The organism is Cupriavidus sp. 22TCCZM01-5 (genome assembly GCF_057798915.1).
Genome location: NZ_JBYOJR010000026.1, coordinates 25,115 through 42,150, shown reverse-complemented (window position 1 = coordinate 42,150; position 17,036 = coordinate 25,115). Strand labels below are relative to the sequence as shown.

Below are 17,036 nucleotides of genomic sequence, written 5' to 3'. Positions count from 1 at the left end.
GGCTCAGTGCCGGCTCAGTGCCGACGAACGCGCCGCAGCTCGTCGACGATCAGCAGCACCGCGCCCACGGTGATGGCGCAGTCGGCCACGTTGAAGGCGGGCCAGTGGTAGTTGCGCGCGTAGAAATCGAGGAAGTCGATCACGTGCCCGTAGACCACGCGGTCGACCACGTTGCCCACGGCGCCGCCCAGGATCAGCGATACGGCGAAGCAGAACAGCCGCTGGCCCGTGTGGCGGTACAGCAGCCAGACGATGAACGCGCCGACCACGAGGCCGAGCCCGGTGAAAAACCAGCGCTGCCAGCCGCCGGCATCGGCCAGGAAGCTGAACGCCGCGCCCTTGTTGTACACCAGGACCAGGTTGAAGAAGCTCGTCACCGGGCGCGATTCGCCGTACATGAACGTACGCACGATGACGATCTTGAAGAACTGGTCCAGCACCACCACCAGCAGGGCGAACGCCATCCACAGCAGCGGCGTGGTGTTGCCCGAGGCCTTGTTATTGCGGCGTGCCGGGCGCGCGGAACGGGTCGTGGACGATGCCATCAGGCATGGCTCCTGTGTTCACCGGCACCGAACAGGTTGCTGTCGCAGCGGCCGCAAAGGGTCGGATGGTCGGGGTTCTCGCCGACGTCGGCGCGGTAATGCCAGCAGCGCTCGCACTTCGCGTGGTCCGAAGCCGCGACGGTGACCAGCAGGTCGCCAGCCTCGGGCGCGTGCTCGACCGTGGCCGCGGAGGTCAGCAGCACGAAGCGCAGGTCGTCGCCCAGGCTCTGCAGCGCGGCCAGCACCGGGCCGCCGGCCTGGATGGTGACTTCTGCCTGCAGCGAGGAGCCGATCGCGCCTTCCACGCGTACCGCTTCGAGCTGCTTGGTGACTTCCGCGCGGACTTCGCGCAGCGTATGCCATTTCTGCAGCAGGTCGTCGGCCTCGTCCACTTCCGGCAGCGTGTAGTAGGTGCTCGTGAAGATGGTGTCGGTGTGGCCGGTGCCATGCGCGAACACCTGCCAGGCTTCCTCGGCGGTGAACGACAGGAACGGCGCCATCCAGTGCAGCATGGCCTGCGTGATGTGGTACAGCGCATTCTGCGCCGCGCGGCGGGCCTTCGAGTCCGGCGCGGTGGTGTAGAGGCGGTCCTTCAGCACGTCCAGGTAGAAGCCGCCCAGGTCTTCCGAGCAGAAGGTCTGCAGCTTGGCCACCACCGGGTGGAACTCGTACGCCTCGTAGTGCGACAGCACCTCCTTCTGCAGGCGCTCGGTGAGCGCCACGGCGTACTGGTCGATCTCCAGCCATTCCGAAGCCGGCAGAGCGTGCTTCGCGTGGTCGTAGTCGGACAGGTTCGACAGCAGGAAGCGCAGCGTGTTGCGGATGCGGCGATAGCTTTCCACCACGCGCTTGAGGATCTCGTCCGAGATCGACAACTCGCCCGAGTAGTCGGTCGAGGCCACCCACAGGCGGATGATCTCGGCGCCCATCTTGTTGGCGATGTCCTGCGGCGACACGGTATTGCCGACCGACTTCGACATCTTGCGGCCCTCGCCGTCGACGGTGAAGCCGTGCGTCAGCAGCGCCTTGTACGGCGGCTTGCCATACAGCATCGACGCGGTCAGGAGCGACGAGTGGAACCAGCCGCGGTGCTGGTCCGAGCCTTCCAGGTACAGGTCCGCCAGGCGGCCATCGGCTTCATCGGCCGACGGGTCATACAGGTCGTCGCGATGCGAGCCGCGAATCACGGTCCAGTGCGTGGTGCCCGAATCGAACCACACGTCGAGCGTGTCGCGGTTCTTCTCGTACTGGTCGGCCTCGGCGCCGAGCAGTTCCTTCGGGTCCAGCGCCTGCCAGGCTTCAATGCCGTGCTGCTCGACGCGCTTTGCCACTTCTTCCAGCAGCTCGGGCGTGCGCGGGTGCAGTGCGCCGGTTTCCTTGTGGAGGAAGAAGGCCATCGGCACGCCCCACTGGCGCTGGCGCGACAGCGTCCAGTCCGGGCGGTTGGCGATCATATTGTGCAGGCGCTGCTTGCCCCAGGACGGGTAGAACTCGGTGGCCTCGATGCCGGCCAGCGCGGTCTCGCGCAGCGTCGGCACCGCCTTGCCGTCCTGCTCGACCGGATCCACGTCCATGCCCGCGAACCACTGCGAGGTGGCGCGGTAGATGATAGGCGTCTTGTGGCGCCAGCAGTGCATGTAGCTGTGGGTGTACTTGTGCGAGTTGAACAGGTTGCCGGACGCCTTCAGCACCTCGACGATCTTCGGGTTCGCATCCCAGATCGACAGGCCGCCGAACAGCGGCAGCGTGCCCGCGTAGACGCCGTTGCCCATCACCGGGCTGATGATGTCGTGGTCGCTCATGCCGTGCGCCTTGCACGACTGGAAATCCTCCACGCCATAGGCCGGCGCCGAGTGCACGATGCCCGAGCCGGTGTCGGTGGTCACGTAGTCGCCGAGGTAGATCGGCGACAGGCGGTCATAGCCGGCGTCCATCTTCGCCAGCGGATGGCGGAAGCGGATCTCCGACAGCGCGGCACCGGTGGCGGTTGCCACGACCTTGCCTTCCAGTTCGTAGATCTTGAGCTGTTCCTCGACGCGCTCGGTCGCCAGGATCAGGTAGCCGCGCGGCGTGTCGACCAGCGCGTATTCGACTTCCGGATGCACATTGAGCGCCTGGTTGCTCGGGATCGTCCACGGCGTGGTGGTCCAGATCACGATCCAGCCCGGCCTGGCGTTCAGCTGCTCGAACGGCACCTTGAAGGCGTGCGCGAGCTTGTCGGTCTCGGCGAACGGGAAGCCCACGTCGATCGACAGGTCGACCTTGTCCTTGTACTCGACCTCGGCCTCGGCCAGTGCCGAACCGCAGTCAAAGCACCAGTTCACCGGCTTCAGGCCGCGGAACACATAGCCCTTTTCCATGATCTTGCCGAGGGCGCGGATCTCGTCGGCCTCGTTGCTGTAGTTCATGGTCAGGTAGGGATGGTCCCAGTCGCCGAGCACGCCCAGGCGTTCGAAGTCCACCATCTGGCGCTTGATCTGCTCGGTGGCGTAGGCACGTGCCTTGGCCTGGACTTCCTGCACCGGCAGGCCCTTGCCGAACTGCTTCTCGATCTGGATCTCGATCGGCATGCCGTGGCAGTCCCAGCCCGGCACGTAGACGGCGTCCAGGCCGGTCAGCCCGCGCGCCTTGACGATCATGTCCTTGAGGACCTTGTTGACCGCGTGGCCGATGTGGATGTCGCCGTTGGCGTACGGCGGGCCATCGTGCAGCACGAACTTCTTGGCGCCCTTGCGGGCCGCGCGGATCTTCTTGTAGAGCTGCTTGTCCTGCCACTGCTTGACCCACTGCGGTTCACGCTTGGGCAGGTCGCCGCGCATCGGGAAGGCGGTGTCCAGCAGGTTGACCGGATATTTGCTTTTCTCGGGCTTGGCGCGTTTGTCGTTGGACATGTCGATTCTCGGGGCAATTCGTTTGGCGCGCACGCGGCCGCGTATGGGAGCCGATATGGGCGTGCGCGCAGGAAAGACGGGATGAGGCGGAGCGCGAACCGGCACCGCGCGGTGCCGGGCCGCTAGCTAATTCGGTCGGTGGCGGACGTGGCGAAGTCGCGGCCGCCAGCGCCCTCGGCGCGGCCGGTGGAGGCGTCCGGCGCGGTCAGGCCGAAGAAGGCGCGCGCGTCGGCGCTGTCCTTGGCGATGGCCGCGGTCAGGTCTTCCAGGTTGTCGAAGCGCGCCTCGTCGCGCAGCTTCTTCATGAACTCCACCCGGATCAGCTTGCCGTACAGGTTCTCGTTGACGTCGAACAGGTGGACTTCCAGCAAGACGCGGCCGGCGTCCTCGATGGTCGGGCGCACGCCGATGCTGGCCACGCCCGGCAGCGGATGATCGGCAATGCCGTGGACCTGCACAACGAAGATGCCGTTGACCGCCGGACGCTTGTGCGAGATGCGCAGGTTCAGCGTCGGGAAGCCCAGGTCGCGGCCCAGCTTGCGGCCGTGGATCACGTGGCCGCTGATCGCATAGCCATGGCCAAGCAGGCGGCGCGCATGTTCGAGGTCGCCAACAGCCAGCGCCTGGCGCACGGCCGAGCTGGAGATGCGGATGCCGCCCTCGGATACCGAGCCCATCTGCTCCACGTCGAAGCCAAAGCGCTGGCCTGCGTCCTGCAGGTAGCTGAAATCACCAGCGCGCCTGGCACCAAAGCGGAAGTCGTCGCCGACCAGCACCCAGCGCGCATGCAGGCCGTGCCACAGCACGTTCTCGACGAACGCCTGCGGCGACTGGCCGGCAAAGTGGGCGTTGAAGTGTTCCACCACCACGCGGTCGACGCCGTTGCGGCGCAGGCTCTCGAGCTTGTCGCGCAGCAGGGCGATGCGGGTCGGGGCCTTGTCCGGCGTGAAGAACTCGCGCGGATGCGGCTCGAACGTCATCACGCACAGCGGCAGGCCGCGTGCATCGGCCGCCGCGCGTGCACGCGCCAGCAGCGACTGGTGGCCGCGATGCACACCGTCGAAATTGCCGATGGTGAGCGCGCAGGGCGCGCGGCTCTCGGCGTTGGGCAGGCCGCGGAAGACTTTCACGGGGACGGCGGGAAATGTTTCGGGTAAAGCGGGCATTATAAGGCGAATGGGTCCGATTGCCCCTTCCGGGTGCCCCTGAGGCGGTAAGGTCCGCTGTTTTTGTGGCGCAACCGGCCTGTCGACGTGGCGCAATGCCGCAAAAGGCGGCATGATATGCGCCACTCCAGACGCGCGGCGCATTGGCGGCCGGCCTGTCCCAGCTTTGACCCTCACATCCACTTGAACGCGCTGCTCAATCGGCTGTTGCCGCGATTCCTGCCGCCTCCCGGCGCCCAGCTCGATATCGAGACGCGTGCCAAGCTGATGGCAATTGTCCATAAGGCATCGCCGTCGGGCACGGTGGCGGCGGTGCTGCTGCCGGCCCTGACCATCCTTGCCTTCTGGGATTCGGCCGACCATGCCGCGCTGCTGGGCTGGGGCGTGGTGATGCTGGTGCTGGCCGGCGGCGGCGCATGGTTCTACCTGGGCTACCAGCGCGACGGTGCTTCCATGAGCCGTTCCGCACACACGCGCAAGTGGTGGGGCAATATGCGCGGATTGGCTTTCCTGACCGGGCTGGCGTGGGGTAGTTCGGCGCTGCTCCATATGTATACGGGCTCCGAGGTCTTCTCCAGCGTGCTGTACCTGCTCAGTCTGGGCGTACTGGCGGGCGGGGCGGTATCGCAAGCGCCGGTGCCGTCAAACCTGGTCTATGCCGGCGTGCCGGTCGTGGTCCCGAACCTGCTGGTGGCCGAAATTGCCTTCCCGGGCCACGGCATCTACGTGCAGTTGCTGCTGATCATCTACGCGCTGATGCTGGGGCGCCACGCTCTTGGCCTGCAGGGCACGCTGGTCAGGGCGATCCAGCTCGAGGTCGACAGCCGCCGCCTGGCCAAGCAGTTCCAGGACGAAAAGGAGCGCGCCTTGCATGCGAGCGAGGAGAAATCGCGCTTCCTGGCCGCGGCCAGCCACGACCTGCGGCAGCCGGTGCACGCGCTGGTGATGCTGGTGGAAGCGTTGCGTGCGCGCAACCAGTCCACGGTGCTCCATCCGCTTGTCGAGCAGGTGGCGGCCGGGACGCAAACCATCGACTTGCTGTTCCGCTCCTTGCTGGACCTGTCCAAGCTGGAAGGCCGCAAGGTGCTGCCCACGCTGGAGCCATGCGAGCTGAGCGCGCTGATCCGCGACGTGATGAGCCAGTTCGCCGCCGATGCGCGGGAAAGCGGCCTGACGCTGACACCGCGCGTCCCCGACGAGCTGTACGCCATGGCCGAGCCTGTGTTGCTGCGCCGCGCGCTGTTCAACCTGGTGCAGAACGCATTGCGCTATACGAAGCGCGGCGGCGTGCTGATCACGGCGCGCCAGCGTCGCAAGCATGTGCGGCTGGAGGTGTGGGACACCGGGGCCGGCATCCTGCCCGACCACTTGCCGGACATCTTCTCGCCGTACTACCAGGTCCATAACCCGCAGCGCGACCCGTCGCAGGGCCTGGGCCTCGGGTTGGCCATCTTCAAGGAGTGCGTGCGCCTGATGCGCGGCACCTATGGGGTACGTTCGGTACCTGGCAAGGGCTCTGTCTTCTGGTTCGCGCTGTCCACGGTGCCGGCCGAGACCGTAGCCAGCGTGCGCCAGATGCGCGCCATGGCCGCGGCCGAGGATTCCAAGCCGGACAAGCTGCAAGGCACGGTGCTGGTAGTCGACGACGATACCCAGATCCGCAAGGCCTGGATCGCGCTGATGGAGGCGTGGGGCATCCGTGTCGCCTGCGCCGCGCATGGCGCTGAAGCGGACGAGTTGTTTACCAGGGGCTTGCGGCCGGACATTATCTTCTGCGATCTGCGTCTGCCGGGCAGCGAAAACGGCCTGGATTTGCTGGAGCGCTGGCAGAACACCCAGCCGCAGGCGCGTAGCGCGCTGCTGACCGGCGATCTGAAATCCGCCGCGCTGGCGGCGGCGGAAGAGGCGGGATACTTCGTGTTGCCCAAGCCCGTGGACCCGGCGTCGCTGCGGATGCTGTTGCGCCGCTGGCTGCGTTCCGCAGGCTGAGGGGACGGCCCTGGCCGCGGCGCGGCTTTACTGGCGCAAGCGGAAGCGCTCCATGCGCGACATGACCTGCATGCGTGTCCGGACGCCGAGCCGCTGCAGGATGGCCGAGACATGCTCTTTCACCGTGTTCTCGGTCAGCCCCAGCCGGCGTGCGATCACCTTGTTGGGCAAACCTTCCAGCACCAGCGCGAGCACGGAGCCCTGACGCGGCGTCAGGCCGAGCTCCGAGGGCGTGACCGGAATGCCGTGGGCGGGCCCGAAGGACTGCGCGCGACCGTTGAGCGCTTCATCACTCGGAAACGAGGTATCACCGGCGAGCACCTTGCGTACCGCGGAGGTAAAGGCGTGAGCGTCCAGGTGCTTGCCCACGAAGCCGCAGGCTGACAAGGCGCGGGCGCGGCCGACGATCTCCGGCGTGGCTTCGGCCGACATGAAAATGAAGCGGGCACCCGGGATGACTGTCTTGAAAGACTGCATGGCATCGAAGCCGGTGCCATCGTTCAGCCAGATATCCAGCAGCACGATATCTGGGCGCAGGCCCTGCTGGAGGCTGGTCAGCGCTTCCCTGGCGCTGCCGGCGGCATGGACTGCAACATCAGGCATCACCTCCGTCAGGAACGCGGTAGTGCCTGACAAGGCCATAGGATGATCATCGACCACCAACAACGTCGGTGCAGCGTTCGACATGCTAATTCCCGTCTAATTTCCCGTTTCGTCCTTGTTGTCACCAGCATGCACAAAACTGGAGCGTGGACGTAGGACCCACTCTATCAGAGGGTGCGAAGCGTCACAATCCATCAAATGGGGGTTTACGGGCCGGCTGTTGCGTGCCGGTTGCATGTCCCATCTCCGGTTATCGTGAATTAAGTACCTAATGTATTACCTTTGCCGGAGTTTAGTGTCTGCGCTTGGTAGAATTGCGCGATGAAAAAAATCGTCATCCTGATTTCAGGGCGGGGCTCCAATATGGAAGCCATCGTCCAGGCCTGCGCGGCTGGCGGCTGGCCGGCGCGCATCGCCGCGGTCATATCCAACCGGCCGGATGCGGCCGGGCTGCAATTTGCGAAGGCCCGCGGTATCTCCACCGGCGTGGTCGACCACCGCCAGTATCCTGATCGCGCCAGCTTCGACGCGGCGCTCGCCGATGCCATCGATGGCTACGAGCCCGATCTTGTCGTGCTCGCGGGGTTCATGCGTATCCTGACCACGGGCTTCGTCGACCGGTACGCCGGCCGGCTGCTTAATATCCATCCGTCGCTGCTGCCATGCTTCCCGGGTCTGAATACCCACAAGCAAGCGCTCGACGCCGGCGTGAAGCTGCACGGTGCCACCGTGCATTTCGTCACGCCTGAACTCGATCACGGCCCCATCGTGATCCAGGCGGCTCTCGATGTATTGCCCGTCGATACGCCAGAGAGCCTTGCCGCCCGCCTGCTCGATTGCGAGCATGTGATTTATCCCCGTGCCGTGCAATGGTTCGTCGAAGGGCGCCTGCAGGTCCAGAACGGGGTCGTACACGTCAATCCGGCCGAGCCGCAATTGCTCATGGCCATCTCCGCTGGCGTACCGGCGGCAGGAGCAAAGCCATGAGTCGTCATCAGGCAGGGGCGCGTCCGGCGTCCAAGGAATCCCGTCAACCTTCGCGGGCCCGCAAGTCCACTCCTCTCCGCAAAGCGGCACGTTCGGCCCAAGGCGCCCCGGGCGCGGACGGTCAGCAAGTGCGTGCACCGGGCGGGCTTCATGCTTCGCATATCCAGCATATCGACCGCTTGCTTGGCAAAGTCATGCTGTTCGCGCGCCCGGCGGATGCCGTGGTGAGCCATTATTTCCGCGAGAACAGCAAGCTTGGCCATCGCGAGCGCGGCATCATCGCCGAGGCGATCTACGCAGTGTTGCGCCGGCGCGTGGAGTTCGGCCAGTTTGCCGAAAGCGGCAGCGGTTCGGCGTCGCGCCGCCTGGCGCTGCTGGGCCTGGCCGCAACGCTTGGGCGCGATACGCTTACGCCATTCCTGTATCCGGACGAGGCGGAGTGGCTGGACCGCCTGACCACGATCGAGCGTGCGAGCCTGTCGCCGCGCGTGCGGGCCAACCTGCCCGAGTGGCTGTTCGATGACCTGGTGGCACGCCATGGCGAGGCCTTCGCCTCGGCACTGGGTGATGCCTGGCTGCGCCCGGCCCCGCTGGACTTGCGCGTGAACGTGGGCAAGACCAGCCGGGAGGCGGTCCTGGCCGAACTGGAAGCTGCGGGGCTGCGCGCCGAACCTACGCCGATGGCGCCCGATGGCATCCGGATGCAAGGCAAGCCGGCGCTGAACAAGTTGCCGCTGTTCGTGAATGGCATGGTGGAAGTTCAGGACGAGGGCAGCCAGCTGCTGTGCAGCCTGGTCGCGCCGAAACGTGGTGAGATGGTTGTCGATTTCTGCGCCGGCGCGGGCGGCAAGACGCTGGCGCTGGGCGCGGCCATGCGTTCGACTGGCCGCCTCTATGCGTTCGATGTTTCGGAAAAGCGGCTCGCCAATCTCAAGCCACGCCTGGCGCGCAGCGGGCTGTCGAACGTGCACCCGGTGCTCATTGATTCCGAGCGTGATGCCAAGGTCAAACGCCTGGCAGGCAAGATCGACCGCGTGCTGGTCGATGCGCCTTGCAGCGGACTTGGCACGCTGCGCCGCAACCCGGACCTGAAATGGCGCCAGAACCCGGAGTCGGTGCTGGAGCTGACAGCCAAGCAAAGCGCGATCCTTGACGCCGCAGCACGGCTGGTCAAGGGCGGCGGGCGCGTTGTCTACGCAACCTGCAGTGTGCTTGAGGCCGAGAATGAGGCAATCGTGCGCGATTTCCTAGCTTCCCACCCGAATTTCCGCCTGATTCCGGCGGAGCAGGTATTGGCGGAGCAGAAGATCGAAGTGCCTGCATTGCCGACAGAAGGCGGCATGTTTGCGCTATATCCCCACCTGCATCAGACCGACGGCTTCTTTGCCGCCGTGCTGGAGCGTACGCAGTAATCCCTCCTGCCGGCAATCGCGCGGCCCGCGCGATTGCCGGTGCGGCAACAGGGTATCCAGGCAGATTCTCCATGAGCGGAAACCCATTGGCCGACCTGACGGCCTCCCATGCAACGTTCGGCAAGATGCTCGATGACCTGATCCGCGACGCGGGTGGGCCGGGCTTCATCTGGCAGCTTGCGGTGCTTGCGGGCTGCCTGCTGGCGGCGTGGCCGCTGGCGCGCTTTATCGTCAAACGGCTCGAGGACCGGTACGCGTCTTCCAGCTTCTCGCTGCGATTTGCCGCCGCAAGCCTCGAGCGGGCCATGTTTCCGCTGTTTGGCTGGCTGCTCGTCATGGTGGCCCGCTTCGCGCTGCAGCCGATTATGGCCATCAGTGTGCTGCGCCTGGCGCTTGTGCCGCTGTTTGGCATTACCGCGCTCTACTTCACCTTCTACATCTTGCGGCGCGTGCTTTCGGGCAGTGGTCAGGTGCACGGCATGCTGCTGCTGGTGGAAAAGGTGCTGACCACGCTGGTCTGGGTGACCATGGCGTTGTACGTACTGGGCGTGCTGTCCGATGTGACGGGATGGATGGAAGCCATGCGCTTCTCGCTCGGCAAGCAGAAGGTGAGCCTGGCCGACATCCTCATGGCAGTGGTGTGGATCCTGCTGACCGTGTTGGTGGCGATGTGGTTCGGATCATGGCTGGAAGAGCGCCTGATGCGCTCGGCCAGCCTCGATGTGAACCTGAAGGTCGTATTGACCCGCATTTCGAAGGCGCTGCTGCTGCTCGTCTCGCTGCTCCTGAGCTTGTCGCTGGTGGGGATCGACCTGACGGTGCTGTCCGTGTTCGGTGGCGCCTTGGGCGTTGGCCTGGGCCTCGGTCTGCAAAAGATCGCCAGCAACTACATTTCCGGTTTCATCATCCTGCTCGATCGCTCGGTCAAGCTGGGCGATCAGATCACGGTGGACAAGTACACCGGCATCGTCTCGCAGATCCGCACCCGCTACACGGTCGTGCGCAACGGCGACGGCGAAACGCTGGTGCCTAACGAGCAGTTGGTCGCGCAATCGGTGCAGAACCACTCATTTTCGAATACCAATGTCCGCGTGGCGACGCGCGTGCAGGCAGACTACGCTGCCGACCCCGAAACCGTGATCATGCTGCTCACGGAATGCGTGCGCGACCTGCCGCGCGTGCTGCGGGATCCGGCGCCGGCGGCATTCCTGGTGATATTCGCCGACAGCGGCATCGAATATGAGGTGGTGGTCTATATTGCCGATCCGCAAAACGGCAAGCTTGGCGTGCAGTCGGCCATGAACCGCGCGATCTGGCGCACACTGCGCGAGCATGGCATTTCGATTCCATATCCGCAGCGGGAAGTCCGCGTGCTCGGCGCGTCCGGGCAGTTGCAGTCACTCGATGATGATTCCATCTCATCTCCGAAAGTGGCGAAATCGGCATGACCGCATAAGAAAACAGGCGAGGGCTGCACAATGGAACAAAAGTTGATCGTCCCTCGTCAAACTCCGGGAAAAAGCGTATGACTCAGGCTTGCGCGATCCGGTAGAATGCCGGGTTGTCGCGGGCTGCGATCATCCCGCCCCCACACCAGACAGCCGCCAGATTGCAGCGGCTCGTGCCTGTCCCGCCTGCCATAGCCGGCGCCGGAACTGCGCGCCAGGGGTTCCCGCCAACAGATGGCGGGTCCGTGGCGGACGCCAGACCATTACGCAATCAGTGGATTTGCAGTCTTTTTTCTGCGCGTTGTGCGCGGCGCCGGGGCGGCCGCAAAGGAAAGCCCCTGTTTAACCGACGGAGAACAGAGTTTGTTCGACACTATTCTTGACTGGGCCGCCAATGGCCTTGCCAACTGGTCCTGGTGGGAGATCGTGATCTACACGCTGGTGATGACTCATATCACCATCTCGGGCGTCACCATCTTCCTGCATCGCTGCATGGCGCACCGATCGCTGGACTTGCATCCGATTGCTCAGCATTTCTTTCGCTTTTGGCTCTGGCTGACCACGGGCATGGTCACGCGCGAGTGGACAGCCATCCACCGCAAGCACCACGCCAAGTGCGAAACCGAGGACGATCCGCACAGCCCGCAGACCCGCGGCATCCGCAAGGTGTTGCTGGAAGGCGCCGAGCTGTATCGTGCCGAAGCCAAGAATAAGGAAACCATCGCCAAGTTCGGCCATGGCTGCCCCAACGACTGGGTCGAGCGCAATGTGTACTCGCGCTTTGGCTGGCAGGGCGTTGGCCTGATGCTGATCATCGACCTCGCACTGTTCGGCGTGATCGGCATGACGGTTTGGGCCGTGCAGATGCTGTGGATCCCGATCCACGCCGCCGGCATCATCAACGGCCTGGGTCACTGGTGGGGCTATCGCAACTACGATTGCGAGGACGCCTCGACCAATGTCTCGCCGTGGGGCCTGATCATCGGCGGTGAAGAACTGCACAACAACCACCACACGTACCCGACTTCAGCCAAGTTCTCGATCAAATGGTACGAGTTCGACGTGGGTTGGGGTTATATCCGCGCCATGCAGGCCGTGGGCCTGGCCAAGGTGAAGAAGACGCCGCCCAAGGCTCGCCTCGTCGAAGCGCGTCCGGTCGACGACAACACGCTGGAAGCCATCATCGCGAATCGTTATGACGTGATGGCGCGCTATGCGAAGGCCGTGAAGAGCGCGTTCCGGCAGGAACTGGAGCAGCTCAAGGAAGGCCGCGGTGCCGAGTACCGTATCCTCAAACCGGCCAGCAAGTGGTTCCACCGCGACGAGGCCAAGCTGGCCGCGCCGCAGCGCCAGCAACTGGCCAGCATTGTCGAGCAGAGCAAGTCGCTGCACACGTTCGTGGAGATGCGACGTGAGCTTGCCGCCATCTGGGGCCGTTCCAACCTGACGCGCGAGCAGCTGCTGCAGCAACTGCAGGCCTGGTGCCATCGTGCCGAGGCCAGCGGCATCCAGGCGCTGCACGATTTTTCGCTGCGCCTGCGCCGCTACGCCTGATACAATCGGCGCGCGCCCGAATGGCTACACAAGGCCCCGCCCATGGCGGGGCTTTTGTTTTAGATAAACTCCCCCATGTTATGGCCGCACGCATGAAGTTGCTTGCCTGAAGGGCCAAGAGGAGTACCGGAGATGACCTCACAATCGATCAAGACCGTCGAGTTCGAAAAGCCGAACCTGGCGGATGCCGAAAACGCCGCCGGCGGCAGCTGCGTGGCCCATGCCTGGGCCAAGGTGCCGCCCGCGCTTTCCCCCGACGAGCGGCAGGCCCTCAAGGCGCGCATCAGGCGGTTGCTCAAGGAGCGCAACGCCGTGCTGGTCGCGCACTATTACGTGGACGCCGACCTGCAGGACCTGGCCGAGGAAACCGGCGGATGTGTCTCGGACTCGCTGGAAATGGCCCGTTTCGGCCGTGACCATTCGGCCCAGACCCTGGTGGTGGCCGGCGTGCGCTTCATGGGCGAAACCGCCAAGATCCTGAGCCCGGAAAAGACCATCCTGATGCCGGACCTGGACGCGACCTGCTCGCTGGATCTCGGTTGCCCGGCCGACGAGTTCGCCGCCTTCTGCGACGCGCATCCGGACCGTACCGTGGTCGTGTACGCCAATACCAGCGCAGCGGTGAAGGCCCGCGCCGACTGGATGGTGACCTCCAGCATTGGCCTGAAGATCGTCGAGCACCTGCATGCGCGCGGCGAGAAGATCCTGTGGGCACCGGACAAGCACCTCGGCGGCTATATCCAGAAACAGACCGGCGCCGACATGCTGCTGTGGCAGGGCTCCTGCCTCGTGCACGACGAGTTCAAGGGCGTCGAACTGGACCTGCTGCGCCGCGAGTTTCCCAAGGCCAAGATCCTGGTGCATCCGGAATCGCCGGCCAACGTGGTGGCGCAGGCGGACGTGGTCGGTTCCACGTCCCAGATGATCGCGGCCGCGCAGGAACTGGACGCGACCGAATTCATCGTGGCGACGGACAACGGCATCCTGCACAAGATGCGGATGGCGGCGCCGGGCAAGCACTTCATTGAAGCGCCGACCGCGGGCAACAGCGCCACCTGCAAGAGCTGCGCTCACTGCCCGTGGATGGCGATGAACGCGCTGTCGAACCTGGCCGAGGTGCTCGAGACCGGCCGCAATGAGATCCACGTGGATCCGGCCACGGGCCGCCAGGCGGTGGTCTGCATCAACCGCATGCTGGATTTCGCTGCGCAGCAAAAGGCCAATGTCCGCCCCGCGGCCGACCTGGCGAAGGAACAGGCCTTGTTCCAGGGAATCGGTCCGGCATGAGCGTGAATCCCGTTTTCGATAGCTATGGTCCGGCGCTGAAGGCGGCGCTGGAAGCCAACGTCGGCGCGGCGATCGCCGAGGACGTTGGCAGTGGTGACCTGACCGGCCTGCTGGTGCCGGCGGACAAGCAGGCCCAGGCGCGGGTGATCGTACGCGAGCAGGCGATCTTGTGTGGCCAGCCATGGTTTGCCGGCTGCATGAAAGCCGTCGACGAGCGGCTGCAAGTGACATGGAAGCAGGAAGAGGGCGCCCGCATGGCGCCCGATTCCGTCGTCTGCGAAATTACCGGGCCAGCGCGCGCGCTGCTGACCGCCGAGCGGCCGGCGCTGAATTTCCTGCAGTTGCTGTCCGGCGTGGCGACGGCCACGCGGCGCTATGCCGACCTGATCGCCGGCACACGCGCACGCGTGCTGGATACCCGCAAGACATTGCCCGGCCTGCGGCTGGCGCAGAAGTATGCGGTCCGGGTCGGCGGCGGCGAGAACCAGCGGCTGGCGCTCTATGATGGCATCCTGATCAAGGAAAACCATATCGCGGCGGCGGGCAGCATTACGGCCGCGATGCGGGCCGCGCTGGCGCTTGGCGCGGATGCGACGGTCCAGGTCGAGGTGGAGTCGCTCGCCGAACTGGAAGAGGCGCTGGCTGCCGGCGCCACGTCGATCCTGATCGACAACTTCACGGTGCCGATGATGCACGATGCCGTGCGTATCAATGCCGGCCGCGCGCTGCTGGAGGTCTCGGGTGGCGTCAATGCGGAAACCATCCGCACGTTTGCCGAGACCGGTGTCGACCGCATCTCGGTGGGGGCACTGACCAAGGATGTGCGCGCCACTGATTATTCGCTGCGCATCGTCGGCTGATCTGCGTCGGCCAAGAATACAAACGGCCCGCTCGATGCGGGCCGTTTTGCTTGCTGCTTGCGCGGCGCTGGCTGTCAGCGCTTGCGCGCCGGCTGCATGACGGTGGGCAGGGCCTTCGGCAGGGTTTCCGGATAGTCGCGGCTGAAATGCAGCCCGCGGCTTTCGTGGCGCGAATATGCGCTGTCCACGATCAGCGAGGCGACCTCGACCAGATTGCGCAGTTCGAGCAGGTCGCGCGTGACGCGGAAGTTCGCATAGTACTCGGCGATCTCCTCGCGCAGCAGGCGGATGCGGTGCTGCGCACGCTCCAGCCGCTTGCTGGTGCGCACGATGCCGACGTAGTTCCACATCATGCGGCGCAGCTCGTCCCAGTTGTGGGAGACCACGACTTCCTCGTCGGCGTCGGAGACGCGGCTCTCATCCCAGGCCGGCAGCGCAAGGTCCGGCAATCCGGCCTTGTCCTGGCCTGCAATGTCGTTGGCGGCGGCGCGGCCGATCACCATGCACTCGAGCAGGGAGTTCGATGCCAGCCGGTTGGCGCCATGCAGGCCCGTGCAGGCGGTTTCGCCCACGGCGTAGAGATTGCCGATATCGGTGCGGCCCGAAGTATCGGTCACTACGCCGCCGCACGTGTAGTGGGCGGCCGGCACCACCGGGATCGGCTCGCGTGCGATGTCGATGCCCAACTCCAGGCAGCGCGCGTGGATAGTGGGGAAATGTTCCTTGAGGAAGGCCTCAGGCTGGTGCGTGATGTCGAGGTAGACGCAATCCAGCCCGCGCTTTTTCATCTCGAAGTCGATCGCGCGCGCCACCACGTCGCGCGGTGCCAGTTCGGCGCGTTCGTCGTGTTCCGGCATAAAGCGGGTGCCGTCCGGCAGCTTCAGCAGCCCGCCTTCGCCACGCACGGCTTCCGAGATCAGGAAGGACTTGGCATAGGGGTGGTACAGGCAGGTCGGATGGAACTGGATGAACTCCATGTTCGACACCCTGCAGCCCGCACGCCATGCCATGGCAATGCCATCGCCGGTGGCCGTGTCCGGGTTGGTGGTGTACAGGTAGACCTTGCCGGCACCGCCTGCGGCCAGCACCGTGTGCGTTGCGGTAATGGTGCGCACCTCTCCGGTGCTGTCGTCGAGCACGTACAGGCCGTAGCAGCGGTTGCCGGGCAATCCGAGCTTGCGCGACGTGATCAGGTCGATCGCGAACTGGTCTTCCAGGATCGTGATGTTCGGGTGCTGGCGGGCCTGCTCCGACAGCGTGCTGACCACGGCATGGCCGGTCGCGTCGGCGGCATGGATGATACGGCGCCGGCTGTGCCCGCCTTCGCGCGTCAGGTGATAGCCGAGTTCTGCCTGCTCGTCCTTGGTGAACGGCACGCCGCGATCAATCAGCCACTGGATGGCTTCCCGTCCATGCTCCACGATAAAACGCGTTGCCTCTTCATCGCATAGACCTGCACCGGCGACGAGCGTGTCCTGCGTGTGCTCGTCGTGGCTGTCGTTTGAGTCGAGCACCGCGGCTATGCCGCCCTGGGCCCAATCGCTTGCGCCATGTGTCATGGCGCGCTTGCTGAGAATGACAACCCGGTGGGTGTCGGCCAGTTGCAGCGCGACCGTGAGACCGGCCAGCCCGCTGCCTACGATGGCGACGTCGAAGTTCATGGTGCAGGAAGTGCCCGCGTAAGGGCGCGGCATATCGGGGGGAAAGCTCGAAAGTCTACACCCCGGTTTGCCCTCACGCATCAGCGCCGTCGCTGTCGCAGGGGTCAATCTGCCCGTGGTGGCTCGTGGTACCTGCCATAAGCTGCGTTGACGCCACAAAACAAAAAGCCCCGCATCTGCGGGGCCTTCTGGCTGAAACCGTGGATCAATTACTTGATCTTGGTTTCCTTGTAAGCGACGTGCTTGCGGGCGACGGGATCAAACTTCATGATCTCCATCTTTTCCGGCATGGTGCGCTTGTTCTTGGTGGTGGTGTAGAAATGACCCGTACCTGCGGTCGATTCCAGCTTGATCTTGTCGCGGCCGCCCTTGCTTGCCATGATGTACTCCTAATTAGACTTCGCCACGTGCGCGCAGATCGGCGAGCACGGAGTCGATGCCTTTCTTGTCGATCAGGCGCAGGCCGGCGTTCGAGACGCGCAGGCTCACCCAGCGGTTTTCCGATTCAACAAAGAAACGACGATTCTGCAGGTTGGGCAGAAAACGGCGCTTGGTCTTGTTGTTTGCGTGGGAAACGTTGTTGCCGACCATCGGCGCTTTCCCGGTCACTTGACAGACGCGTGCCATGAAGCA

Annotated in this window: 14 protein-coding genes; 7 read left to right on the top strand and 7 right to left on the bottom strand. The window is 64.8% G+C overall.

Features of this window, described 5'->3' with window-relative positions; genetic code table 11:
• Nucleotides 1–14 precede the first annotated feature (14 nt).
• From lspA to AC3FNH_RS22160, 3 genes are all read right to left on the bottom strand, one after another.
• Nucleotides 15–545 carry a signal peptidase II gene (gene lspA / locus AC3FNH_RS22170; protein WP_488721574.1) on the bottom strand — a complete coding sequence of 177 codons (531 nt, stop codon included), beginning with the start codon at nucleotides 543–545 and terminating at the stop codon, nucleotides 15–17.
• Entirely contained in the window at nucleotides 545–3,436 is a 2,892-nt protein-coding gene (gene ileS / locus AC3FNH_RS22165) for an isoleucine--tRNA ligase (protein ID WP_488721573.1), read from the bottom strand. The genes lspA and ileS overlap by 1 nt, the downstream gene beginning before the upstream one ends.
• 122 nt (nucleotides 3,437–3,558) lie before the next feature.
• A complete protein-coding gene (locus AC3FNH_RS22160; protein ID WP_488721572.1) occupies nucleotides 3,559–4,566 on the bottom strand; it encodes a bifunctional riboflavin kinase/FAD synthetase in 1,008 nt (335 codons plus the stop codon).
• Nucleotides 4,567–4,785: 219 nt separating this feature from the next.
• Here AC3FNH_RS22160 and AC3FNH_RS22155 point away from each other — a divergent pair, with 219 nt between their 5' ends.
• On the top strand, nucleotides 4,786–6,591 hold the full coding sequence (locus AC3FNH_RS22155; RefSeq protein ID WP_276098375.1) for an ATP-binding response regulator: 1,806 nt from the start codon (nucleotides 4,786–4,788) through the stop codon (nucleotides 6,589–6,591).
• 27 nt (nucleotides 6,592–6,618) lie between these two features.
• Here AC3FNH_RS22155 and AC3FNH_RS22150 read toward each other — a convergent pair whose 3' ends face one another.
• On the bottom strand, nucleotides 6,619–7,278 hold the full coding sequence (locus tag AC3FNH_RS22150; RefSeq protein WP_276098374.1) for a response regulator: 660 nt from the start codon (nucleotides 7,276–7,278) through the stop codon (nucleotides 6,619–6,621).
• Nucleotides 7,279–7,515: 237 nt separating this feature from the next.
• Here AC3FNH_RS22150 and purN point away from each other — a divergent pair, with 237 nt between their 5' ends.
• The 6 genes from purN to nadC all read left to right on the top strand — a co-directional run bounded on the left by purN (nucleotide 7,516) and on the right by nadC (nucleotide 14,742).
• Nucleotides 7,516–8,181, top strand: a complete 666-nt coding sequence (gene purN, locus AC3FNH_RS22145; protein ID WP_276098373.1) for a phosphoribosylglycinamide formyltransferase — start codon at nucleotides 7,516–7,518, stop codon at nucleotides 8,179–8,181.
• Nucleotides 8,178–9,593 (top strand): RsmB/NOP family class I SAM-dependent RNA methyltransferase, encoded by a 1,416-nt coding sequence (locus AC3FNH_RS22140; RefSeq protein ID WP_488721571.1) that lies wholly within the window; start codon nucleotides 8,178–8,180, stop codon nucleotides 9,591–9,593. The genes purN and AC3FNH_RS22140 overlap by 4 nt, the downstream gene beginning before the upstream one ends.
• Nucleotides 9,594–9,664: 71 nt before the next feature.
• Complete coding sequence (locus AC3FNH_RS22135; protein WP_488721570.1) at nucleotides 9,665–11,041, top strand: mechanosensitive ion channel family protein; 1,377 nt, start codon at nucleotides 9,665–9,667, stop codon at nucleotides 11,039–11,041.
• A 363-nt stretch (nucleotides 11,042–11,404) separates the two neighbouring features.
• Nucleotides 11,405–12,595, top strand: a complete 1,191-nt coding sequence (locus AC3FNH_RS22130) for a DesA family fatty acid desaturase (RefSeq protein ID WP_488721569.1) — start codon at nucleotides 11,405–11,407, stop codon at nucleotides 12,593–12,595.
• Nucleotides 12,596–12,727: 132 nt separating this feature from the next.
• Nucleotides 12,728–13,882 (top strand): quinolinate synthase NadA, encoded by a 1,155-nt coding sequence (gene nadA / locus AC3FNH_RS22125; RefSeq protein ID WP_488721568.1) that lies wholly within the window; start codon nucleotides 12,728–12,730, stop codon nucleotides 13,880–13,882.
• Entirely contained in the window at nucleotides 13,879–14,742 is an 864-nt protein-coding gene (gene nadC, locus AC3FNH_RS22120) for a carboxylating nicotinate-nucleotide diphosphorylase (protein ID WP_488721567.1), read from the top strand. Before nadA ends, nadC begins: the two co-directional genes overlap by 4 nt.
• Before the next feature lie 74 nt (nucleotides 14,743–14,816).
• Here the strand turns inward: nadC and nadB are convergent, their stop codons facing one another.
• The 3 genes from nadB to rpmB all read right to left on the bottom strand — a co-directional run bounded on the left by nadB (nucleotide 14,817) and on the right by rpmB (nucleotide 17,030).
• Entirely contained in the window at nucleotides 14,817–16,403 is a 1,587-nt protein-coding gene (gene nadB / locus AC3FNH_RS22115; RefSeq protein ID WP_276098367.1) for an L-aspartate oxidase, read from the bottom strand.
• Nucleotides 16,404–16,612: 209 nt separating this feature from the next.
• The gene (gene rpmG, locus AC3FNH_RS22110; RefSeq protein WP_010814980.1) at nucleotides 16,613–16,783 is read right to left on the bottom strand and encodes a 50S ribosomal protein L33; all 171 of its coding nucleotides are present in this window, start codon (nucleotides 16,781–16,783) and stop codon (nucleotides 16,613–16,615) included.
• 13 nt (nucleotides 16,784–16,796) lie between these two features.
• Nucleotides 16,797–17,030 (bottom strand): 50S ribosomal protein L28, encoded by a 234-nt coding sequence (gene rpmB / locus AC3FNH_RS22105; RefSeq protein ID WP_006575661.1) that lies wholly within the window; start codon nucleotides 17,028–17,030, stop codon nucleotides 16,797–16,799.
• Nucleotides 17,031–17,036: the final 6 nt, after the last annotated feature.